This window comes from Spirosoma endophyticum, assembly GCF_900112365.1.
Classification (GTDB): Bacteria; Bacteroidota; Bacteroidia; order Cytophagales; family Spirosomataceae; genus Spirosoma; species Spirosoma endophyticum.
Window position 1 is genome coordinate 357,144 of sequence record NZ_FOLQ01000001.1, and the last position, 25,218, is coordinate 382,361.

The following is a 25,218-nucleotide window of genomic DNA, read 5'->3' on the forward strand; positions in this document are numbered from 1 at the left end:
GTTGTTTTAGAATGCTGATCATTTGGCGACGGGCTCCAACTGGATGACTCAGTCTCAGCCAGAAGTGAAAAGATTACTTTTTAAAATAATCGATCTTATCTGCATCCGAATTATTGGTGATTCGAGCCTCACCACCGCTGCCTCCCACGACAAGGGCACTTATTCCCAAAGACCCTCTGGTATTTCCCGGTGATAACAACCCCGTTAATCCAAAGGACAACTTGCTACCGGCTCCAATTGATCGCTGAGTCGTCAGTATGTAAACGGATGGATCTGAATTATTAAACACCCAATCCTGGTTCTGCACCAGGCGCCCGCCTACTATGTTCAGGCTCATATCAAGGCTCAGGCTCACGGCAGGATCTTTAGCAATGTAAACAGTGATAGGCCCCTGACTGGCAACTTTGTTCACTTCTATTACACTGACTACCACGCTAATGGAGCCCGTTCCATATAATACGGCAGGACCTGCATACATGATTGGGGTCAAATCTGGGAGACTTTCTGCGGTAACAGATGTCGTGGCCGTTGCTGAGCAGCCATTGGCAGCCGTCAGGGTGACAGAATACAAGCCGGGTGTGGTCACCGTTGCGGTATTGCCATTGCTGACCTGACTGGCACCAGCACTAAATAAGTAACTGGCGGCACCAGGTGTAGCGGTTAGCATCACACTGGTATTGGTCTGGGAGAGAGTGCCGCTGCTGGTTAGGCTGGCAACCGGTGGTGTATTGATTGTAACATCAATGGTAGCCGTACTTGTGAGCGAACCATCAGCCACTGTAACCGTGAAGGTCTGTACACCCGACGTAGTGGCTGTGGCTGAGATGGCGCTGGAGCTGGTAGCTGACAGGTTTACGCCTGCCGGTGCAGCCCAGGTATAACTATACGGAGCCGTACCGCCTGCTACAGCGACCGAAAGCGTTATCGGACTATCCACACAGCCAGAACCTGGCGTAGCCGCCGGGGTGAGCGTGAGGCTGGCTACCGTCGAGACGGGTGGGCAGAATGATATCCCTCCGCCCTGGGTAGCCATATAGATAGAATTTCCGGTTACATAAACAGCCGATAACCGATCAGCGCCCAGCCCATTGGCCGTTGTTTTATTGATGAACGTTTGGCCTCCGTTTGTAGAAATGCTTAAGCCATTGTCGGTCGCGACATAGACCGTATTGCCAATCACCTGCACATCAGACACGCCGTCGCCACCCAGGCCATTGGCGGTGGTTCGAGCCGTAAACGTCTGTCCACCATTCGTAGAGATATACAGGCCAAAACCAGTTCCAACATAAACTGTGTTACCTACTGCATAAAGACTGTTTGCGCCAGCGCTATTCAGCATGCTGCTCGTACCAAACCCATCAGACGGGCCTCGTGTAGTAAACGTCTGGCCCCCGTCGTTAGAAACATGCAGCGTGGTTCCCGCCTGATTACCAGGATTATTTGTAATGGCATAAACCGTATTCCCGACGGCATAGACACTGACTACCTCATTGCTCACCAATCCATTAGTTGTTGTTTTGGTAGTGAATGTTTGCCCGCCATCCGTCGAGATGCTTACCCCGCCATACGTAGCGGCATACACATTGGTACCTACCGCATACACTTTCAGCACGTAGTTATTGCCTAATCCATCGGTTGTGGTCCGGGTCGTAAACGTCTGGCCATTGTCGGTAGAAATCATCAACCCGTTGAAACTGGCCACATACAGGGTTGTTCCGCTGGCACCTGTCAGGGAAAACATATCACTTATGCTAAAAAATGGGGCGTTGGTGAACGTTTGCCCGCCATCCGTCGAGATGTTTAAACCTTCACTGGTAGCGGCATAGACGGTCGTACTGCCTGGCCCTGTTAGAGCGTATACATTCGACACGAAATCACTGCTTAACCCATCGGCCATTTTTTTGGTGACGTAGGTATCGCAGCTGGGCCCGTTGGCAACCGGCCCAGCGGCACAGCCGAACTTCTGGATGCGACTATTGAATGAATCAGCAACGTAGATGTTGTTCTGCGCATCAACCGTTATACCTGCAGGACTTTGGAATTGATCATTGCCCGCCCCCTGGCTACCCAACGTTCCCAGCCATTGCCCATTGCCATCAAGCTTGACGATACGGTTGTTTCCATTATCGGCCACATAGGCGTTGCCCTGTCCATCAATGGCAATGCCAGTCGGAAAACTAAATTGATTGACACCCGACCCCTGGCTGCCCCAGGTGCCTACATCCTGTAGGTTATCGTTTAGGATAACAATATGACTATTACCCGATTCCGCGATGTAAACCTTTCCCTGGGCCACAGCCAGACCCCGAGGGTAACTAAGCCCTCCCCGGCTGCCTATCCATTGCCCGCTGGCACTAAGCTTGACCACGCGACTGTTTCCTTCATCCGTGACATAGATATTCCCCTGTCCATCGACGGCCACCCCTTGAGGCCGATCAAACTGGTCATTCCCTGACCCCTGACTACCCCAGGCAGTCAGAAACTGACCACTGGCCGAAAGCTTTTGAATACGGTGGTTGTAGGTATCTGCAATATAGACGTTTCCCTGGCCATCGACGGCTACTCCATAGGGAGCAGACACCTGACCATTCCCCTGACCACCCGTCCACGTAGCCTGCAATTGACCAGCCGCATTATACTTGACCAGGCGGGAGTTTTCCATGCTGGCGACATAGACGTTTCCTTGCCCATCCACCGCTACTCCAGTCGGAATATTAAGCTCTGTACTACTGCCAAGAGAGGTCAAAAAGTCGGTACAAGGGAGCGCAACCGGCTGGCTGACCGTTAACGTAACGGTGGTCGACGTAGTAAGACACGTACTACTGCTAATGATCACCCGATACTGGTAGCCGCTCAGGCTACTGCTGGCCGAAAGCACGCTAAGCGTAGGTAAGTTGACGCCCGAATAAGTCGCATCGTTGGTCAGGTTCGTGAAACCACTGCCTGTGTTTACCTGCCATTGGTAGGTTGGGTTGTTGCCTGTAGCCGTCACCGCAAAGCTGGTATTCTGCCCATCGTTGACGGTGGAATTCGTCGGCTGAACCGTAATGGCTGGGGGAGCACAGGTCACGGTGAGTATCGTGGCTATTGATGTGGTGGCACAGTAGCCACTGCTGACGATTACCTGGTACTGAAAGCCAGTCAGGGCAGTAGTGGCGCTGGAAATACTTAACGTTGCTGAACTTACACCCGAGTAGGTAGCATTGTTAGCGAGATTAGTGAAACCGCTGCCCGTATTGACTTGCCATTGATACGTTAGATTAGCCCCGCTAGCCGCTACAGCAAAACTGGTATTCTGGCCGGTCGTTACCGTCGTATTGGCTGGTTGGGCCGTAATCAGTGGAGTTGTACAATCGGGACAACCAAACTTTTGGACGCGGATATTATTTCGATCAACAACATAGATGTTGTTCAACCCATAGAGGGCTACGCCCATCGTCTCATCAAACTGACCATTAGCCGATCCGGCACCGCCCCAAATGCCAACCAGTTGCAAATTCGGATCGAGTTTACGAACCCAAATTCGATCAGAGATATAGATATTACCCCGTGCATCCACAGCGACACCTCTTGGTTCATTTAGCTGATGCTCAAGTGTTCCCTGACTACCCCAAGTCGTAATCCATTGCCCCTTGGCGTCGAGTTTGACGAGACGGTTATTACCACCATTACCGCCCGTATTCCCTGTACCACTATCCGTGATGTACATATTACCCTGACTATCCAGATCTATACCCCAGGGACGAAAAAATTGATTGACGCCCTGTCCCTGGCTTCCCCAGCTAGCTACCCATTGCCCATTGGCATTTAGCTTGACGATACGATCGTTCCCATAATCAGTAATGTACATACTGCCCTGAGCATCCACCACTACGTCGTGCGGTTGATTAAATTGACCATTACCCGATCCGGCACTTCCATAGGAAGCCACAAACTGCCCACTGGCCGAAAGTTTCTGGATACGATTATTTCCTGCATCGGCAACATAGAGGTTGCCCTGGCTATCTATGGTCAGCCCATAGACATACTGAAACTGGCCATTACCCGATCCAAGGCTTCCATAGGTGGCCAATAGTGTTCCAGTAGCATCAAACTTTCTGATGCTTGCGAAGTCACCGACATACACGTTACCCTGTCCATCGGTGGCAACTCCTAAAGGAAGGTTAAATGTAGATACTGGCCCTTGAAAGTTCCAGTTGGGATTGCTCCACTTAGTTAAAAAATCTGAGCAATAAGGGGCCGAAACCTGTGCTCTCAGCAGCGTACCGCTTAAAATGAACAGTAAGAGCACGGTCAAAAATAGTAGATTCCGGTAGCGAAACAGTTGAGGATACGCCATAGAAGGGCCAGACAATAGAGATAGTGTCATGTGATTTATTGACTGAAAGAGAGATGGTTAATTAATAATTGCTTGCAAGTGCACAAAAACGCAAAAATCGGAGCGGTCTAAACGTCAATCCCTAACCGCTTAATCATTTGAATACCAGCCTGACAAGGCTCAGCTCATCAGATTAAAATGGCCAGTTCGTTAAGCTCGGTTCAGCTTGCACCGGACCCTGAGCTATATGAACAGGGCTACGAAGTTGAATACCATTGAGTCTGCTTAAGGACGGGACAATCTTTATATGTGTGGTCGATCTGGTACGAACCACTGTCACCAAGCGTTTAAATCAGAATTTTCTGCGGAGCATGATGCAATCTGTTACCTTTTACTGGGTCCACTTAATGAGGCTAATGACGATCCCAATTGGCTCGACAATATTTATTGACACATGGATAAATGCACTTAATGAGTTTAACGGGAATGTATTTCATAATGAATCAAATAGAGGGGTGAACATTAGTCCGGAAGCCTAAAAGCCTGCAAAACATGCAGTCTTATTACATGAATTAAGCAGCACAAAGTTAGGTTTCTAGGCGTACACCTCGCCTTGGGTATTACTTGATTATACATCAACGATAATTTATAATATACCAACTCTCATTTTTGACTACATGAATGAACCTAATTTTATCATTAGTACATTCAAACGTCAGTGAATTATTTATTAAAAATTATTTCAGTAGTTGAACATTGATACACTGGGTATTATACCATTAAATCAATTTCGGGTGTGCTTTAATTAAGTGCAATCGGCAGTGTTAGCTTATGTATAAAAACGTTCAAAACTATTGTAGACTGATTATTCAATTCTTACCTCTGGCTGGACAAGGTGTACAATTATTAATTTACACACATATCAATACGTATTAATAATAAGGCTAACTAGCTATTTTATGTCATGAACAACTCTTTCCGGCCTATTAAATAGAGAAATGATTCATTTTTTTGGAGGAATATTAAAGTCTGGAATACGATAATTTTCGGAAATTCGCTTGCTATATGCTATTTCTCGGTAACTTTTAGTGAATCAATTGCGGCTTCTTCTACCCATTCTCTGAACAGAATGCTTGATAAAAGCTACGTCGATAATCAAATCAGTGTTCCTTATCCAGGCAAAACAGATTTTAAAAATGAAAAGTAAAAGTTGTCTTATCTTGGACGATTCAGAGGCCGATGCGAATTACCTCAAACAACAACTCACGTTATTGCCTTTTTTTGATTCCCTATCAGTTAGTTCAAGTATTGAAGAAGCACTAGGTCTTTTAGCTACGCAGAGAGTCGATTTGCTTTTTCTGGATGTTAAGCTGAACGGGCAGTCTGGGTTGCAACTACTCAAGCATTACTCTGAACTGCCCCCGGTTATTATTACCAGTGCTTATCCAGAATATGCTATTGATAGTTACGAAATCGGGAAAACGGTTGATTACCTTCTTAAGCCCTTTTCCTACGAGCGGTTGCTGATTTCAATTAACCGGGCTTTATCCATTCAAATAAGCTCGGGAAGTATGGCCGAGATCGATTTTATTTTCCTGAAGATGGGTCGTAAGATTCAACGATTCGAATTTAAGTCGATTGATTACGTAGAAGCTTATGGAATATACTCGAAAGTAATTAGTGATGGACAGGTTCGTACGGTAAATGAACGATTAGTGACGTTGACTGATTTATTACCTTCAAAACTGTTTTTGCGCGTACATAAATCATATGTGATCAACATTACTAAAATCACCAGTTTTGACCGCAATTATTTATGGCTCGGTCAACTGAAAATTCCGATCGGTATATCATTTCGGCCAAGATTAGAGGGTTTATTAAGGCTTTTTGACCGAACAGAAGAAATTGATTAGTATTTCCTTAAATTTTGATCGTTCCAGAAATTCTGTGAAAGTCGGCTGGCAACAAATTCCATTAGCTTGTCGATTGGCAAGCCCGCTTGGCGGGTTTGTTTTCTTATTTCATTGGTCAGTGAACGACAACTAGCATAAGCATCGCTACAATAACCGATGCCGTACTCAATCAGGTGGGCTGGGAACACAACTAGTCATTGCTCTGGCGTTTGACTTACCTTAATCCTGGATGAGTCAGTCGGCTGAGGCTATCAAATTACCCCACACAGTGCACGATAACAGGCTATGGGCCCTGTAATCAGTCAAAGCAAGAACTCTTCCTGAAATTAAAAAGACGCCCGATGAACAGCGTTTGATTTTGTATGTCGACGAGTTCACTTTCTGTTTGTTGAATATACTACTTAACACCTGGGCTTTGTGAGGTCAATCACCTGTAGGCATTGAGTGTGTCCATCTTAGTCTAATGGCGGCCATCGTCCTATGTATATAATAGGTCAGAATCAGCTTTATAGCGGACGAAATTATGACGTTTTTTTAAACCATTAGTGCTAACCCCGTCGCAAAGGGGGCGACTAATTATTGGGCTGTGTTACCTATGCAGACAAAATAGGAATTCATCCCAGCCTTACTAAACACTTTGTTTGTAGGCGGTCATAGAAACAAAATCCCATACATAAAAAAGTTGCTCACACAAAAATACTGATCAATTCTTTTTATAATCTAATCTCTCATAAAATCAAGAGAACAGAACATTAAATAACTCAGGCTAATTTTTAAATGCTTTTGTCATAAAAATAATTGCTTTTTAATATAAGTAAAACGGCCCGTTCATGCATATTAAGTTGCTGTTGTTATTAAATGGCTTCTACACAGGCTGAGTCTTTATAGCAAAGAACATACATTTGCAATAGTCCAAATTAAGTAACTTTTTATTTAGCAACTCATCATTTCGTTCATACCAGTTAAATCGGTTAATGGATACCGCTACTTTTTTTACGGCTCCTATACTGGTTTACGCTAACAAAGCTTGATTGATATAACGCTTCGTTATACTTATTAAAGTCAGACTCCAATCATCGTATCTAGTTTCTTGGATAAAATAATTGTCTTTTTTTAGTGATTATACATCAAAAAAACGGACAATTTTTCAAAAACAGAGCTGCTTATCCGAAGGATATAATTTATTTTTTCAGTCCTAAAAATCTTTTTTTGAGTCCAATAATTATGTCCTTTTGAAGAAGAAATATGTTTGAATTTTAATGGATTATGAATATTATTTCCCCTTGAATTGCCGCTTTTCAATGTTCACATAATTTAAATTATTTCCAAAAATACAACGCTGAATGAAAAAAATATTTACCTTACTTAATCTGACTATTTTCTGGTGTCTTCTGGCCTTATTGGTTACTCATCCCTTGCATGGTCAACCACCAACGTTTAGTTGTGCCAGCGCCAGTTCTTACCTGTTTGCTGGCAATACGGATGCCAACGGAACATCGCTTGATAGCGATACCCGGGTTTTCCAGGTAAATGTTCTAACAGGCGTCAGTACTCTGGCAGGTGGGCCTTTACTTACCTCCGGCAACACCTCGGTTAATGCTATTGGCTACAATGTAAAAGATAATTATATATGGGGTTACAGAAGAGGAACCAATCAACTTGTACGTATCGCCAGCGATTTCACCGTTACAACCTATTCCATTACAGGGTTGCCGAACGATGTTCCTTTCAATGCCGGTGATATTGACGCCAATGGGGTGCTTTATTTGTATCGGGGGGCGTTCTCGAATCCGGGTGCTGGAGCGACTTTAAAGCGAATTGATTTGAATCCAGCTTCAGCAAATTATTTAAAGCTGCTTTCGGATATAACATTAAGTCCTGTTGATGCAAATCGGTTAATTATTGACTATGCCTTTAATCCTGTTGATGGACAATTATATGGTATTGATGCGGTTGATAACCATTTAAATCGAATTAACCCCAGCACTGGTCTTGTGACTGATTTGGGATATACAGGAATTACCGACACCGGTAAAGGCTTCGGGGCGGTTTTCGTTGATAATGCGGGTACGATATACGCGTCATTAAACACGACTGGGCGACTATACAAAATACCTAACGTATCGACGGGCAATGCTACGGCAACTTTCCTTAATAATGGCCCTATCACCAATGACAATGATGGAGCCCGGTGCCCCAATGCTGCTATTCCTATTGTCACCTTATCGGGTTCTGTTTTAAATGACGCCAATGGATTGACCGATAATACGGTGAATGGGACGCCCGTTAGTACGCTGTCGGGCAATACGTTATATGCCAATTTAGTGAGCAATGGACAAGTCCTGGCCACTACTCCGTTGACCAATGGAACGTATTCCTTTACCGGTGTGAGTGTAAATAGTTCTTACACAGTTGTTGTAAGCAATAGCGTGTCGGCTATCGGTTCCGCACCGCCGAGCACCACGCTGACGGGTGGTGTGGTACATACGGGCGGTAACATCGGTACTGGCGCGGGGAGCGATGGTACACCTGATGGCCGGCTTGCCGTTACGGTTGCCACCAGTAATATTAGCAACATAAACTTCGGAATTAATAGAATTCCTGTTGTGGTTGCAGCAGTCGACACGCCCCGGCCTAATCCTGTGGGTACGGCTACGGTTCCGATCAGTTCAACGGTCTTTAGCGGTACTGATCCGGAAGATGGTAGTTATCCAACGAATCTAACGGGTCGCACCGTGACGCTAACCCCGGCTACCAATGGGACACTTTATTACAACAGCACAGCGGTGAGTAGCACACAGGTGATCACTAATTTCGATCCCACCAAACTGAGTCTGGACCCCACGGCTACAGGAGCCACCACCGGCACGAGTGGGGCCTCGCCAGATCCGACCTTCACCTATGCCGTGAGCGACAATGCGGGTGTCGTATCGGTACCCGCTGTTGTTCGGGTTCCTTTTACGGCCTATACCCTATCAGGGAACGTATTGAATGATGGCAATGGCCTGACCGACGGCCTGGTCAATACCAGTGGTACAGGGGCGTTGACACCGGTTAATGGTACCAGTCTGGATGGCGCTCAACTCTATGCAACTTTGGTTAGTAGTAACGGGACAGCTCTGGCCACTGTACCCGTAACGGCAACGGGCACCTATAGCTTTTCAGACGTTGGCAATGGCATTTATTCGGTAGTTCTGAGCACGAATTCATCAGGCAGTACGACCGCTTCACTCCCGGCCAGCTACACCAACACGGGTGAGCATCTTGGCACAGGAACTGGTAGCGATGGCATTATTAATGGTATTCTCACCAATCTCACAATCGCCGGGGCCTCGGTCAATAATGCCAATTTCGGTATCGACAAGAAACCCGTCGTAGTGGCAGCGGTAGATACGCCCCGACCTAATCCAGGTGGCTCAACGCCTACACCGATTAGTTCGACAGTCTTTAGTGGCTCCGATCTGGAAGATGGTACGTATCCAGCGAATCTAACGGGTCGCACCGTGACGCTAACCCCGGCCACCAATGGGACGCTTTATTACAACAGCACAGCGGTGAGTAGCACACAGGTGATCACCAATTTCGACCCCACCAAACTGAGCCTGAACCCCACCGCTACAGGAGCCACCACCGGCACGAGTGGGGCCTCGCCAGATCCGACCTTCACCTATGCCGTGAACGATAATGCGGGTGTGACCTCTGTTCCGGCTGTCGTTCGGGTTCCCTTTACCGCTTTTTCCCGCACAATCTCCGGCAATGTCCTAAATGATTCCAACGGACTGGTAGACAATACAGTTAATGGTTCAGGTGTTAATGGTCCAGCTTTGCCGGTCTATGTAAGTTTGGTGCAAAACGGCACTATTATGGCAACCGTACCGGTAACAGTAACTGGTACCTATAGCTTTACAGGTGCAACCTCCAACACATCCTATACAGTAGTCCTGACAACGAATCCGGCGGGGAGCTCAACCCCGGGTGTGCCGACAGGCTATGTAAACACAGGCGAAACGATCGGTACGGGAGTTGGGAGCGATGGTACACCCAACGGAGTACAGGTCGTCGCGGTTGGTACGTCTAGCGTTAGCGATGTTAATTTTGGCATTGAGCAATTGCCTACTACAGGTGGCGGAGTAAATACAGTGGTGAATGCTGGAGGAGCAACACCCGTAACGGTTCCTGCCAATACGTTCACGAACACCACGCTTAGCCGTGACGTAGTACCAGGAACAGTGACCAGTATTCGAATTACTGCGTTCCCAAGCAACACAACCAGTTTGACGATAAACGGAACTGTCTATTCAGCTACATCGGCCGAGTTCAGTGGTGGTTCGCCTGCGGGAGTGATTGTGGCGACCGATGGCAATGGGAATCCAACTGTACCGATTTTAGTCAATCCCACCATTGACACGAATCCCGTAAGTATTCCGTTCAAAGCAATCGACAATGCGGGGAAGGAGTCAACGAATACAGGTACCGCTGTTCTGAATTTCACATCGCCCATGCCGGTTAATTTGGTGAGTTTTCAGGGTAAATGGATTGAAAATACAGGCAACACGCTAAACTGGACCACCTCCTGGGAGAAAAATAATGATCACTTCGACGTGCAGAGCAGCACAAATGCAAAATCGTTTGAAACAATTGGCCGGGTTGCGGGCAAAGGGACCATCGAAGCTCTGCAGACATACACCTTTGTTGATACGCACCCTCAATCCGAACTCACCTACTATCGGTTGAAGCAGGTAGATCTGGGTGGTGCCTTTAACTACTCTCAGATCATTGGTATTCGCCGAGATGACCCTGGCCAAATGCTGGTGGTTTACCCTAATCCAACATCGGATAAACTTAAGCTTACGCTGACCAATCAGATAGTGAGTGAGACGACTCTGTACTCGCTGGCTGGCCAACTGGTATTGCATCAACTGGGTAACACATCTTTAGTCGACGTGCAGAGTCTGCCAACGGGACTCTATGTAATTGAAGTGAAAACAGTTTCAGGAGCTTTATACCGGCAACGGTTTATGAAGCAGTAAATCAGCAAAGCAATGTAGCTTAGCTTCGGTCGGTTCACTTTCCTGAGAGAACCTGTAGTTACTAGTTCATGATTACTCGAAACAGGGTGGCTCGGCACGGGTCGCCCTGTTTTATTAGTACATGCACCAGGCTGATTTTTTTATATACTTAACTCGTTTCCTACACGTACCGTTGACCTGCTGAATAGACTTTGTATCCTGAGTAACAGATAAATTTTCTTATCTTGAAAGGCGTTTATTTCACGCATATTGATAAAACGTTCGGTTCTTAAGCCGTACAACCACTGGCTAAACTACTGTATAATCTGCTGACCTATAGACATTTGCCACGTTCTGGAGCGATACGTCGGCTGGCAATCTGACTCGAAAAGTAGTTCCTTTGTCCGGCTGGCTACTCACCGTCAGTGAGCCACTCTGACGAGCCAGTAACTCCTGACTTAGCTGAAGACCCAGTCCTGAGCCCAACTCACCCTGCGTACCCAGGCGTACTTGAGGATTGGTTAGTACATGGGCCAGTTCCTCTGAATTCATACCGATGCCTGTATCCTGTATTATTAGTTCCACCTGATCCGCGAGTAAGGTTGCCTGTAAACGAACATAGCCCTCGGGGGGAGTAAACTTGACGGCATTACTCAACAGGTTGCGCAGAATCGAATGGAGCTGATGTTTGTCTGCAACAACAACCATGTTCAGAGGAATCTGATTGATCAGAACAATATTCTTTTGGCGCAGCTGATCAGCTAATTGACTAACTAATTCAGTCGTGACCTGGGTCAGCTCAATAGACTGAGGATAGGATCGAAAGCCTTTTAACTGGCTGTGCGACCAGTCGAGCAGATTAGTCAACAAATCTAGTATCCGATCAACCTGATCTTCCAACTGACGTAGCGGCTTGACCAGGGCTGGGGAGGCTGTACTGTCAGCCCTGAGCTGATAAAAATTCTGTTTGAGATGAGCCATGGGGCTGCGTAGATCATGGCTGATAAGCGAAAATAACTTGTCTTTGGTTGCATTGAGTTCAGCTAACTGCTGGGACTGCTGACTTATTTCTTCCTTTTGCCGAATCAATATCTGTTTGGCTTTTTTCTGTTTTCGAACGCCGATATAGCTTATTCCTAATAATAAAGCGAGCAATAACGCAGTGGTCAGATAAAGTAATCGCTCCTGCTGGATTAACTTTAACTGAAGTTGCATCGAGCGTTGAACCTGTTTTTGAATTGTCAAATCCTTGTTTAGGATAGCAATCTGGTCCTGCTTTCGCTCCAGGTCATATCGTACTTGTACCTGGGCAATAGCATTCTGTTTGTCCAAACCAGTCAGACTATCTTTGAAGCTCTGTGCTTTCAAAACGGCCTGTAATGCCTCTTTATAATGTCCAGTTTGCGCGGCTAATTGGCTTTTAACTTCCATTACCTGCTGTAAATAATGCGCAGATCGAATGGATTCGAAAATCAATCCAGCCTGATTTACATAGGCTGACGCCCGCTTGTATTTATGCAGTGCTCCATAGCTTCTGGCTAGTGCTAAACACGCTAAACCAACGTATTCTTCAGCTCCTCTTTGTTTTTGCAGTTGCAAGCCCTTATAACCATAGGCGATAGCTTCCGAATATAAATTCCTTTTATAAGCAATGTCACCCAGACTCTGGAGTATAACCGCCTGGTCTCCGCTAAAATAAAATTTTTTACTGATAGAAAGTGCTTCAAGGTAATATTTATGGGCATCTTCCAGCCTATTGATATTTATGCAGTAAGCGCCCATATTTATATAAGCTAACGTCAAGTCTCGCTTGTGGGTACCTTTCTTTGAAAACGCCAGTCTTTTTTGATGGTAGGCCATCGCTAAAGTATATTGTTGCAGGTAGTCATAAATGATACCAAGTTCGGTATACAGCATCCCTATCTGCCGGTAAGAACGCGTGGGCTGTTTTTCTACCTGTTGAAGAACAGCCAGAGCCAATTGAAGAGCTTTGGAATAGTTTCCCTGGCTGCGGTGTGCGATTGCAGCCTGTACCTGAATTTCCAGGAAGGTACTATCAAATGGAAAAACTCGTTGAATTCGCTCTGCTTTCTGAAAGCTTGCTAAAGCCTTCGCATAATCACCACGATTTCTATAAGAATATCCCAGTTTCAATAGACCTCTGGCTAGCAAGCGCCGTTCATTAGGCTGTTTTTTCGCTAAGTCAATGCTTTTCCGGATGTAATGCAGTGATGAATCAAGTTGGATTTGCCCATAAGCTTCGCCCAGTGCCAAGTAGAGCAAAGCTCGGGTTGAATCAGATTGAACCCGATTGAGTTGAACCTTGATCCGGTGGATGGCAGGTAACTGCGCGCAGGTTATCGTTCCTGACAATAACACAAACAAAATGGTCATCCGTAACCGGAAGGTCAAAGCAATCCAGGAATTGAGCATAAGCGAGAGCATGCAGATTGAGGGGAAATGCGACAAAACGGGAGGTATAAACGTCTCCATTTACTAAGCCAGCGCTAATCAAATGTATCATTAATAACAGTAGTACGTATTATTCGTATCATTTAATCGCATGTTCATTTATTGGCTGATGATGGTAGAGGGTCTATTATTATCTTTACTTGAAGTATGAGGCCCTTGATACCAACCTCGTCAATTGTGTGGATAGTCAAAAAGGCAGACCTGAAAATAGTCTGCCTTTTTTTTGAATAATATTCGGAAACAGTTGATTGCTAGTTTACTGGAGCGCAGAATTTAATTGGTAGACTTTGGTAAAAAAACAAATCAGTTACTTTACAGCCTGGTCAGTTTTATTATGGCTCACCTGGTAGAATTGCCCTGTATATTAAATGAAATTTTTAGACACTGAACTGGAGAAGGTAAAACAAATCCCGTTCGTTTATAAAGTCCGTTGTTCTTTTGATCTGCAAACGATTTCCGTTGAGCTTCGAATAAATAAAACAATTGGTCTTTACCACCGAAATATACTGTTTTTTCCATCGGCAGATTTTTCAGTTGAAATCGTCAATGAGGCAATCGCCAGGCTGATCATTGTATAAGTCAGGTAGACAGAGGTGATAAAGAAACTAAACTTTTTTATGTTCCCCAAGGCCTGTCCATTGCCAGCAGTGGCGTACAGCCCCATTTAAGGGGTTTTAACTTAGCACGGGTTGAGGTTTCTCTGAAAACGCAGCTAATCGAATACGGACCCGAGTGCCCCCTTTAGGATGGCTCTCGACGTGGAGACTACCGCCCTGTTGATCCAGCATGTCCCGGCAGATTCGTAGTCCCAGCCCGACGCCGGTTTCGCCCGTCGTTCCCGCGCGCACCTGGGGCGACTGGAAAAGCGTGTCAATCTGTTCGGCCGACATGCCAATACCCGTGTCGCTGATCTGTAACTCAATGGTTTCCCCCTGCCGCACGGACTGGATGCGAATGTACCCTCCAGGTGGGGTGAACTTGATGGCGTTTCCTACTACGTTGCGCACCACCGCCCTGAACTGATGCTTATCCGCCCTGATCAACAATGCTTTGTCGACTTGATCAATTACAACTAATTGCTTTTGTTGGATAAGCTCACTCACCTGACTAATCGTTTCCTCTGTTATCTCGTGCAGGTGAATGGGTTGAAGTTGCAGTTGAAACCCTTTCAATTGAATCATCGACCAGTCTAATAAATTAGTCAGGAGGGTCAATACATTATCTACCTGTTTCTCCAGACGGCCCATTAGCGGTAACAGGAGCTGAGGCTGATCGTCAACTTTACGAATTTGCCGAATGTTCGTTTTTACACTGGCGATCGGGCTTCGCAAATCGTGTCCGATCAGGGAGAACAGTTTGTCTTTAACGGCGTTGATTTCTGCCAGCGCCTGAGCCGTTTGTTGAAGTTCTTCTTTCTGAGCATGTAGCAGCCGTTTGGCTTTTTTCTCCCGGCGGAAAAAGTAACTAATGAGGGCGATGAGTCCGACGAGCAACACGAGAATAACCAAGTACAGCAAACGTTGTTGCCTGGCAAAGGCGAGTTGGCTTTGCTGCTGGTTTATTAATGCTTGTTGGCGTTTGGCTGTAACGGCCTGAAGGGTAAGCCGCGATTGATTAAGCTGTTGTTTCTTGACAAGGAGTTGATTCTGGAGTTCACTGGCAGCATTAACCTGGTTTAATAGCAGCAGTTGTTTCTGCCGTTGTGCTCCCTGAAGGTTTTGAATCGCTAAGTTTTTGTTGAGCAACTCAATCTGGTTCTGCTTGCGTTCCAGATTAAACGTTCCCTGAATCCGACTCACTTCCCGGGCATTATCCACATTCATCAGACTATCATTCAACGCCTTTGCTGTTTTATAGGCCGTTAATGCCGCCCGGTAATCATTTGTTTTTTCCAGAATTTGAGCCTGAATTTCCAGGGCATGCCTGGTATTGATTCGATCATTGGTGGCACGCAGGACATCAACGCCCTGGTTGGCATAGGGTAATGCCAGATCATATTGATGGAGAGCCAGGTATATCTCAGCCAGTGTCGTCAAGGACAGCCCAATCAGTCGTTTATCGGAGAGCTGTTGCCGTATCTGGAGCGCCTGTTTGCCGTACTCAATCGCTTCCTGGTAGTGGTTGGTTTTGTACATGATCTCGGCTAGCTGACCCAACCCGAAGCCTATTCCCCGATTACTTTTCAATTCACTGGCTTTAGCCAGCGCTTGTTTAGCCGCGATTTCGGCTTTTTCAAAAGCATTGAGCCGAAGGTAAATATCGGAGACATTGATTGCAGCCAGGTATACATAAAAGCCGCCAAGAATGGTTGCCCCCGTCTCACGGAGCTTATCGAAATAATAGATCGCCTGCTGATACTGTTTAAGATTCGTATTGATAATCCCTAAGGAGTTATAGATCTTACATTGGAAAAGTTTTTTGTCCGGACTATACTTCTCCTGATACCGGAGCGCGGCCAACGCCTTAGGCAGGGCCTTTTTATCATCGCCCTGTTTTGTATAGAAATTTGCCAGCATTAACTGGATAAGAGCCGTGGTAGAGTCTTTATAAAACTGCTGGCTCATTTGCTCAGCCTTTTTAAGAATGGCTAATCCCTCACTTATTTTTCCACTACTCTCGTAGGACCGTCCTAACTCTCCGTACAAATTGATGAGCAGGTGTTTATCCGGCAACTTTTGGGCCACAACTACGCCCTGACTGGCAAAATAGACTGCGGAGTCTTCGTTTGTAACGGAATAGTTATCAGCTAGATGAAAATAGATTTGTGCGCGCTCAGCGTTGGTTTTAGCGGTTGCTAAGGCCAGCCGATATTTCGTGATGCTGGCAACAAAATTATAGGTCCTGCTTTGCCCATACCCAGCTTGCATCGTCAAAAGATATAGCCCAAATATCATTAAAAACGTTTTCGGGCGTTGTAGCACGAACTGCTTATAAAAGGCGTTCAGAGCAACCCCAATGTGCGCACTAAGGGGTAATCTTTCTTTCATAGTAAACTATAATTAAGCAAAGCGTATTTTAATAGTCTGGATAGCCGCGCGATGGAAGCTACCGAATTAGCTGCCTAGCTGGGTATAACAGCCAGGAATCAAGCGTAATTTCAGGCTAATTGTCTACCATATAGACTAATTGGCAGGATTACCAAATTAATGACAAAATATGGAATTACCACTTCGAGACAAAAGAAGTAGCAAAAATTCGTCATGAACCGAACCTAAGTGAGGAAGAAAGGAGGCATCTTACATTTGATTGAACTTAGTACCCAAACCAAATCAAGTACCTGCTTAAAAACGAACAGTCGGCGCTAGAAAAACAGAATCAGTCTACTTTGAGGACGAGTTGACTACCTGGGCGGTCCTGTCTACAATTCATCGGTAAAATAATTTGCTGGTCAATCCTGCTATTAACCGTCAAGACAAGACGTTTTACGTAAGCGATACGTAGTTATCCTGACGAATCATTTGCAGCGTAGCCTTAATCATATCCGTGATTCCCAATTTACAAACTAAAAGCCCACTCTTCAGATGTTAATTCAGCAAAAAAGCTGCCAATTTCCATTGGCAGCTTTTTTGATTGTTAGTGAATGGAAGGGTATTAATTACGAGTTAATAAACGCCAACAGGTCTGCGTTAATGGTGGCGGCTTCGGTAGCGGGCATGCCATGCGGAAATCCGGGGTACGAAATCAGTTTCCCGTGTTTTAACAATTTAACGGCCTTTGCTCCGGAAATGGGGAAAGGAACGATCTGGTCGTCTTCACCATGCAGAACCAAAACCGGCAAATCCACACTCTTCAGATCTTCCGTAAAATCGGTTTCTGAAAAAGCTTTGATACCATCGTAATGGGCTTTGATGCTCCCCATCATAGCCTGGCGCCACCAATTATCCCGAATGCCTTGCGACACGTTTGCACCTTCCCGATTGTACCCGTAAAAAGGCAAGGTAAAATCCTGGAAATACTGGGGGCGATGGGTAGCCGTACCTTCGCGTATTTCATCGAATACAGCTATAGGGATACCATCTGGGTTATTTTCAGTTTGGACCATGAGTGGCGTAACCGCACTAATCAGCACGGCTTTGGCTACCCGGCCCTGGCCGTGTTTAGCCACGTAGTGGATTACTTCGCCCCCCCCGGTTGAGTGACCAATGTGTATCGCATTTTTTAAATCAAGAAATGCCGTAAGCTCCGCCACATCGGCTACATAGGTGTCCATGTTGTGACCCTCGGACGTTTGGGACGAACGCCCATGCCCCCGGCGATCATGGGCGATGACTCGAAATCCCCGCGCTACGAAAAACATTAATTGTGCATCCCAGTCATCGCCTGAAAGCGGCCAGCCGTGATGAAAAACCAAGGGCTGACCTGTTCCCCAATCTTTGTAATAAATTTCAGTACCGTCTTTTACTGTGATCTTGCTCATGTTTTTGGGCTTTAATTGTGATTGTAAATATTGATTTTATCGATACGTTAAAAAACAGCTACTGCGGGCTTACTTTACGGGCAGCCTCGCTAATGAAATCGGCAACCTGCTTAGGCTGCGACAACATGGGAACGTGACTGGCTTTGACTTCCAGCGTCGTAGCCTTCATCGTCCTGGCAAATTTGCGTTCCAGATCCGGGTTGATCATCCGATCCTCACTGGCGACGATATACCAGGACGGCTTCACTTTCCAGGCGGCTTTGCTGATCTTTGCCGTAGTACAACTAGCAGCCCAGGGGCCTTGCGTCGCCAATACGATTTTACGTTCTGCCAGGGGTAAGTCCGGACAGAAATCCTCATGAATACCTTTAGCTGTTAAGGCCAGAAAACCAGCCGCATCTGGTTTAGCTTCCGCCAATCCGGGCGTGGGCGGGAAGGCTTTCGATGCATCGACCAGGGATTCGTTATCATCGGGCGCAAAAGCAGCTACGTAGACCAGCCCTGCTACTTTGGGGTCGGTGCCTGCCTGGGAAATGACCACGCCACCCCACGAATGGCCAATTAGCAGAACAGGTCCATTCTGTAAGGCAATGGCTCGTTTGGCAGCCGCTACGTCATCTTCCAGTGAACTAAGCGGATTTTGGACTGCCACTACGTGTAGGCCTCTGGCTTCAAGCAATGGAATGACTTTTGCCCAGCTTGATCCGTCGGCAAATGCTCCATGAATAAGGACTACATTTTTTACCCCGGTAGCTGAAGATTGAGCCGCTACCTCTTCGATTTGATAAAATGTAATGACGATACTGAGTAGTGCGCCCAGTGCAATGCGGTTAATTCTCCACATAAGTAGTTCTGGCTAGATGATCTATCGGTTTGCTGCAACAAACGTACGGAGTATGCGAGTGAGGAAAGCGGTAAAAACAGATGGTATTCCAGTAAAAAGAAGGGATTCTTCTATGGCTGTTCTACCTAGTCTCCTCAATAAATAACCCGCCGTTTACTCCTTTTCAAAAACCAGGAGGGCCGGTGATTTCGGACATGTCAAGATATTCAGACTTTAATACAGTATATCAATCTTATTTCCCTGCGGGCCATTATCCGGCCCGTAGTGCGTTTGGAGCTTCTGGCCTGGCATCAGGGGGCTCAAATAGAGATTGATTGCATTGCGTATGCACCGCTAAAAGCCAAACCTTGAGTTTATTTACGTAGTAACTGCATGGTTTATACGTCACTGGTTTTCGCTTGAATCTCTTCCCGATCCAGTTCATTTTCCAACTCATGAAACAGGTCAACATCAATCAATTGGGCATCTCGTAAATTTAGTAACTCAGCTCGTTGGACTTGAATGGAGGATAGGGTCAGTTTGCGACTGAGTTGATGTTGACACTCGGCCTTTTCAGGATCTTTCCGTTCAAGCTCATTAACGCGTTGCTGATGCCGATCAATGATTTCCTTAACAGTGTCTCCGGTAAGCCCTTCCTGATCAACAACCTGATGAATCACAGCTAAGGCTTTCCGGGATAGTCTTCGCCGAATTTCCTGCCGGGAAAGATAATCAGTGGACTGCTGGCCAAATTGTAAAGCTCGAATAACGATAGGTAGTATACTCCCCTGCCCGACCAGCGTGAACAGGATCACGCAAAACGTAATAAACAAAATTAGATTTCGACCTGGACAGGGAAGGCCATTAGGCAGTCGTTCCGGAATTGATAGGGCTGCCGCCAGCGATACAATTCCCCGCATGCTGATATACGCTAACAAGGTCGTGTGTTTGTACGAAGGAAATACAGGAAGCAGGTGCAAGGCTTTTCGCGCCTGGGTAGAAACCGTATCCGCCAAAAAGATACCCAGGAAGCGAATAACGACAGTTGTCAAACTGATGAGTAATCCGAACCAGACGAGTTGCCCCAGCGACTGACCTTTGATAGCGTCCACAACATGAGGCAGTTGCAACCCAATTAAAATAAAAATCAGCCCATTCAACAGTACAACCACAAAATCCCAGACAGCTACGGCCTGCATCCGGGTGATTGGGCTATGTACGCTCGACTGCTTGCGTCCCAGTAACAATCCTGCTGTAACTACACTGAGCACCCCACTTAAATGAAGGTGTTCGGCTGCTATGTAAGCCGAGTAAGCGGTCACAAACGTCAACACGGTTTCCAGGGCAGGTTCCAGATTGCCGTGTTTGTGCAATAAGAAAGATAAATACCCGATAACGAGTCCTACACCTATTCCACCCCCGGCTAACCGGATGAAATCCAATAGCGATTCGGTTAGTGAAAAGTTTCCGGTACTCATGGTAGCGAGTGCCAATTGAAAGATCACTAAAGCCGTTGCATCATTGACCAGGCTTTCGCCTTCCAGAATTGCGACAATTTTTCGGGGAACAGCCAGGGTTTTCATGATCGCCGTAGCCGCTACGGCGTCGGAGGGTGAGACGATGGCCCCCAGCAGTAAGCCTGTTGCCAGCGTAAAGCCGGGGATAAACGATTGAGCTACGTAGGCTATACAAATACTGGTAGCCAACACCAGCCCTAAGGCAAGGACAACGATTGGTTCTAGATTTCGGCGAAAATCGCTCCAATTGGTATACCAGGCTGCGCTGTAAAGAATAGGAGGCAGAAAAACCAATAGAACAACTGACGAATCTAAGCCAACATTTGGCAAACCAGGAATAAAGCCAATAACCAGGCCGCCCACTGTCAGTACAATCGGGAAAACCAGGTTGAGCCGTCGGGCTATCAGCGCCAGCCCAATGACAAAAATTAGCAGCAGCAGAACCGTTTCTAAGGGATGCATTCTTGTTTTAAATAGACGCTACGTTCACACCACTACTACCCTTGTCTGCTATGGTCCATTGCTGATTGACAGCCTGATTTATGGCGTACCGTTACCAGGATTATGATGACCGTTTGATGGAAGTTTAGTGTCTTTATTTGCCCGATGCAAACGGTGGAGCAGTTTGGTAGAATCCCAGTTAAATGCCCTTAATTCAACGACTCTGTCATCCTTTAGCTGCCAGTAGTGTATAAAAGGCAAAATAGCCACTTCATTGTCTATGAGCAGTTTACCTTCAAAAAAACCAGTTGTAACGATGGCGTCTTGCGGATGATCGTTATCGGCAGTGAAATAAACCAGCGAATTCACACTGAGATTCTCACAGATTGTATATAGTCCTGACATCATGTTTAGAAAACCACTTCTTCCGTGGTATTCACTACCGGCAGGTCCATATTCAGAAATGTAGAGAACGATTTTCTCATCCAGTACGGGTAGTATTCGGCTTAAATTATTATCCGCAAAAACACCGTAAACTACTTCAATTATTTGCTTGGGAATGGCCATACTAATAGAAAAGTAAGCTACCTGATCCTACTCTCTATCAAGGCAAGTGCCAGCCTTTGAGGCATGCGTGAACGAGGAATCTGGCTCCCTGAAATGAATCAAATTCCTCATTGTCAACCAGTAGTAAACGTAAGTTGGTGTTGACCCCTCAACCAGTATTTTTTATTAATTTGGAGTTCTACGGAAAAAATGGAGTTTATTGTATTTCCCGTAGGGGAAGATCGAATTAAGGTAAGAGTTCGGACTGACGTGTGGTTTAGTACTAATTTATTTATCCTTGTTCTGAGTCTCTCTACCAACAAAGTAACTAGCTTCACAAAGGTTTTCATTCCGTTTGAGCTTACCCGGACATGAATGGGAATAGTTCTTGCAGGCAGATGAGAACGCGGTCTGTGCATGATAGGTCTGTGCATGATATCCTTTAAACCATTTCGGACTATGCTGTCACCAGTCAACCCTCCTCTTTCTTCAACCTCGTCCTGCAACATTTTAATTGTTGAGGATGAATACATTATCGCGAATGACCTGGAACTCATTCTGGTTGAGGCAGGCTATCCGGTCATTGGTGTCGCCGACTCTGTTGCCGAAGCCTTAGCGCTTATGGATCAGCAAAAGCCCGATATCGTATTACTGGATATTTACCTGAAGGGGAAAGAAACCGGTATTGATCTGGCGAAACAACTGGAAGACCGAAGCATCCCCTTTATTTATATATCTGCCAATGACAATAAAAGTGTGCTGGAAGCGGTGAAAGCCACGCAGCCAATTGGCTATATAGTCAAACCGTTTCGGGAAAAAGATATCCTTACTACGTTGGAAATCAGCCGGTACCGTCATGCGCATAGTGTTGAAATGAAACTCCGGGAAGAAAAGGCGCTTCAGATTGCCTTGACGGATGCACTGTCGGCTCAGGTAGGTTGGGAACATAAGCTGCTGAATGTAGCCATGGTGCTTCAATCACATGTGCCGTTCGATTTCTTATCGATTCAATATCAAAAGAAAGGCACAATCCATAATTTCAATTACTACCGGGTTGGATTTGAGGAATACCAAACCATTAGCCTGACTGATATACAGCAGATGACCAACACGGCCATCGATCAACTTCTCCAGTTACAGATTGGACAATCGCCTTCCGGTCCTGTGCGCTACAATGAAGATACATTTAGTGTTTTCTGCCAACAGAATCGCTTTGGACAGATGCTAGCCAAGACGTTTCGAATGGAATCAGCGTTAGTGATGCCACTTAGCGTAGGACCATTCGATACGTTTACTATTTCTTTTCTGAGCCGAAAGCCTGATGCATATCTTTCCCGACACCTTAACTTACTGGAGCGACTAGAGCAACCTATTGTACTGATGCTGGAGCGGGTTCTGGCCTTCGAGGAAGTTGCCCGACTCAGTGAACAACTGAAACGGGAGAACAACTACCTCCAGGAAGAGGTAAAAACACTGGCTAATTTTGAAGAAATCATTGGCCGGAGCCAACGCCTTTTACGGGTTTTTGATCAGGTTACCCAGGTTGCCAATACCGATACGACGGTACTCATATTAGGCGAAAGTGGTACTGGAAAAGAACTCATTGCCCGGGCGCTTCATAACCTGTCAGCACGAAAAGACAAAATTCTGGTAAAAATCAACTGTGCAACACTACCGGCGACGCTGATTGAATCTGAGCTTTTTGGCCACGAAAAAGGAGCGTTTACGGGGGCCTTCGAGAAGCGGATTGGCAAGTTTGAACTGGCGCAGGGAGGCACTATTTTTCTGGATGAAATTGGGGAGATGCCCCTCGAATTACAAGCCAAACTTCTGCGCGTTCTCCAGGAAAAGGAGATCGAACGAGTTGGTGGTAGAACCCCCATCAAAACGGATGTTCGTGTTATGGCTGCCACCAACAGATACCTGGAAAAAGAAGTAGCTGAAGGGCGCTTTCGAATGGACCTGTATTTCCGATTAGCTACGTTTCCCATCACGTTACCATCCTTACGGGAACGACCGGGTGATATACCACTTCTGGCCCAATTTTTCGCGCAACGGTCAGCCCGTAAACTGGGTAAACCATTTCGAGGAATTAGTGAACCGGTATTGAATGAACTTATCAATTACAGTTGGCCTGGCAATATTCGGGAATTAGAAAATGTGATCGAACAGGCTGTCATCATCAACGATGGTCAATCACCCTTATCCCTGGGCCGTCCATTGATCAACAGTTTGTTCTCCATGAATATGGCAGGCCCTATGAGTCAATCAGCTGGTAGTTTCAAAGAGTATGGTCAACCGGCAAACGCAACGCCAAAAGATTTACAGGATGTAAAGCACATTCAGCAGGAAACTGAACGGGAATACATTCTGGCCATCCTTAAACAAACAAACGGCCGTATTCGGGGAAGTGGTGGGGCGGCTGAATTATTGAACTTAAAACCAACGACACTCGAATATCGGATGGATAAACTGGGTATCCGAAAAACACTTTCCGTTCAGCCACCAAATTCCTCATCTGACCAGCGTTAAATCAATTGGCATTTCAACTGACGGAGATTTATCATAGGAACGTTAACAAAAAGTCAAAAATCAGTTGGGCGAGCAGAAATGGAGAAGTGCCGAAAGTTCGATTGGCTGGTGAGTGGTTTCACACCTAGTTACCTTCCCCATAAAATACCGAACATCCGTGATCTGCCCTCGCCGAATCTGGTAGAAACGAGTAAAAGGAGCTGTATACCAGGGCCCATTCAATTCGTACTGAAACAGATACTCACCAACAACAATTCCTCCAATTGAAGAGCCTATAATTTCATGAATGACTTCGTTCCATTTCCAGTACGTATCGGCTAACTGACTGCTATACCAATCACAGAAATCATGTCCCACATAGGTTCCCTGATTAGGATGGCCATCCGCCAGGATCCACCGGCATTGAGGATGTAAGAAGGTAGTGTTAGGTTTCGCCAACCAGGCATTGAGTAGTCGAACGTGGAGGGCCTGGGTGAGGGAAACGAGGGGTGGGCCAAGAATCATCCGGATGAAGGCAACGATAAATTTCATAGCGTCTGTTAGATAGTGAGCGTCAACCGATTGCTACAACGTATTGTCAATTCGTATGCCATAAATAGTGAAGTGGATAACAGAATCGAAAATTGGTCCTTCTGATATTGAAAGTGAGTTTTAACGTGATTGAGGTTCTTCCACTGCCTATGTAAAAAACTGAATACCTCCAGAATACCTGGTAAGCAAGTTGTACAACGCCATTTTTTTTAGAGTCTATGTGTGGCTAATGACAGGTAACTGCCAATATTGGAACGTAGTAACTGTGCCGGTCAAACAGGATTCATTTTTGTCGTACTGTCCTATTTATATAAAGAAAGGTGCCAGTGAAAACAGCAAGTAGCTTCCCGAATACAATGAAGCAGTATATTTTCCTGGTACTATGTATGCTGCCCACCCTCTCGGTCCAGGCACAGCCAACTTCAGCTCAGGCTGACAGCTTGAAGCGCGTACCGGCCGGCGGCACCCTACGCATTGAATTTAATCGACTGGATTGCAAAAGTTACTGGCTTTTAATCAGCGACGATGGTATTGGTTTACCCATCAACTTAAATCCGAACCAGAGCCGGACCCTTGGCATGAGTTTGATTCGGGGACTCAGTAAACAACTTGGGGGGACTTTAGAAATCAGCCAGGTCAATGGCGTACAGATTAGCCTGAGATTTAGTGAAGAAAAAGCAGGCAAGCCTTGATCAGTGC

General features: G+C 46.0%; 12 protein-coding genes. 4 read left to right on the top strand and 8 right to left on the bottom strand.

What is annotated here, in order from left to right:
* Positions 1–73: 73 nt before the first annotated feature.
* Positions 74–4,369, bottom strand: a complete 4,296-nt coding sequence (locus BM202_RS01405) for a hypothetical protein (protein WP_093822679.1) — start codon at positions 4,367–4,369, stop codon at positions 74–76.
* 1,112 nt (positions 4,370–5,481) lie between these two features.
* Here BM202_RS01405 and BM202_RS01410 point away from each other — a divergent pair.
* Both BM202_RS01410 and BM202_RS01415 read left to right on the top strand, forming a co-directional pair.
* Positions 5,482–6,231 carry a LytR/AlgR family response regulator transcription factor gene (locus tag BM202_RS01410; protein ID WP_143100615.1) on the top strand — a complete coding sequence of 250 codons (750 nt, stop codon included), beginning with the start codon at positions 5,482–5,484 and terminating at the stop codon, positions 6,229–6,231.
* Between the two features lie 1,343 nt (positions 6,232–7,574).
* Positions 7,575–11,261, top strand: coding sequence for a DUF6923 family protein (locus BM202_RS01415; protein WP_093822681.1), 3,687 nt, complete (start codon positions 7,575–7,577; stop codon positions 11,259–11,261).
* 288 nt (positions 11,262–11,549) lie between these two features.
* Here BM202_RS01415 and BM202_RS01420 read toward each other — a convergent pair whose 3' ends face one another.
* The 6 genes from BM202_RS01420 to BM202_RS01445 form a co-directional block, all read right to left on the bottom strand.
* Complete coding sequence (locus BM202_RS01420; RefSeq protein ID WP_177236481.1) at positions 11,550–13,685, bottom strand: tetratricopeptide repeat-containing sensor histidine kinase; 2,136 nt, start codon at positions 13,683–13,685, stop codon at positions 11,550–11,552.
* Between the two features lie 701 nt (positions 13,686–14,386).
* Positions 14,387–16,699: a tetratricopeptide repeat-containing sensor histidine kinase gene (locus tag BM202_RS01425; RefSeq protein ID WP_093822683.1), complete on the bottom strand. Its 2,313-nt coding sequence runs from the start codon at positions 16,697–16,699 to the stop codon at positions 14,387–14,389.
* A 608-nt stretch (positions 16,700–17,307) separates the two neighbouring features.
* A complete protein-coding gene (locus BM202_RS01430) occupies positions 17,308–18,129 on the bottom strand; it encodes an alpha/beta fold hydrolase (protein WP_093822684.1) in 822 nt (273 codons plus the stop codon).
* A 58-nt stretch (positions 18,130–18,187) separates the two neighbouring features.
* On the bottom strand, positions 18,188–18,973 hold the full coding sequence (locus BM202_RS01435; protein WP_093822685.1) for an alpha/beta fold hydrolase: 786 nt from the start codon (positions 18,971–18,973) through the stop codon (positions 18,188–18,190).
* Positions 18,974–19,350: 377 nt separating this feature from the next.
* Entirely contained in the window at positions 19,351–20,931 is a 1,581-nt protein-coding gene (locus BM202_RS01440; protein WP_093822686.1) for a Na+/H+ antiporter, read from the bottom strand.
* A gap of 78 nt (positions 20,932–21,009) precedes the next feature.
* Positions 21,010–21,477, bottom strand: a complete 468-nt coding sequence (locus tag BM202_RS01445; protein WP_093822687.1) for a nuclear transport factor 2 family protein — start codon at positions 21,475–21,477, stop codon at positions 21,010–21,012.
* A 438-nt stretch (positions 21,478–21,915) separates the two neighbouring features.
* Here BM202_RS01445 and BM202_RS01450 point away from each other — a divergent pair, with 438 nt between their 5' ends.
* Positions 21,916–23,988 (top strand): sigma 54-interacting transcriptional regulator, encoded by a 2,073-nt coding sequence (locus tag BM202_RS01450; RefSeq protein WP_245776478.1) that lies wholly within the window; start codon positions 21,916–21,918, stop codon positions 23,986–23,988.
* Between the two features lie 60 nt (positions 23,989–24,048).
* Here the strand turns inward: BM202_RS01450 and BM202_RS01455 are convergent, their stop codons facing one another.
* Positions 24,049–24,519, bottom strand: coding sequence for a hypothetical protein (locus tag BM202_RS01455; protein ID WP_093822688.1), 471 nt, complete (start codon positions 24,517–24,519; stop codon positions 24,049–24,051).
* A gap of 386 nt (positions 24,520–24,905) precedes the next feature.
* On the opposite strand from BM202_RS01455, the gene BM202_RS01460 reads away from it, so the two are divergent.
* Complete coding sequence (locus BM202_RS01460) at positions 24,906–25,211, top strand: hypothetical protein (protein ID WP_143100616.1); 306 nt, start codon at positions 24,906–24,908, stop codon at positions 25,209–25,211.
* The last annotated feature ends 7 nt before the right edge of the window (positions 25,212–25,218 follow it).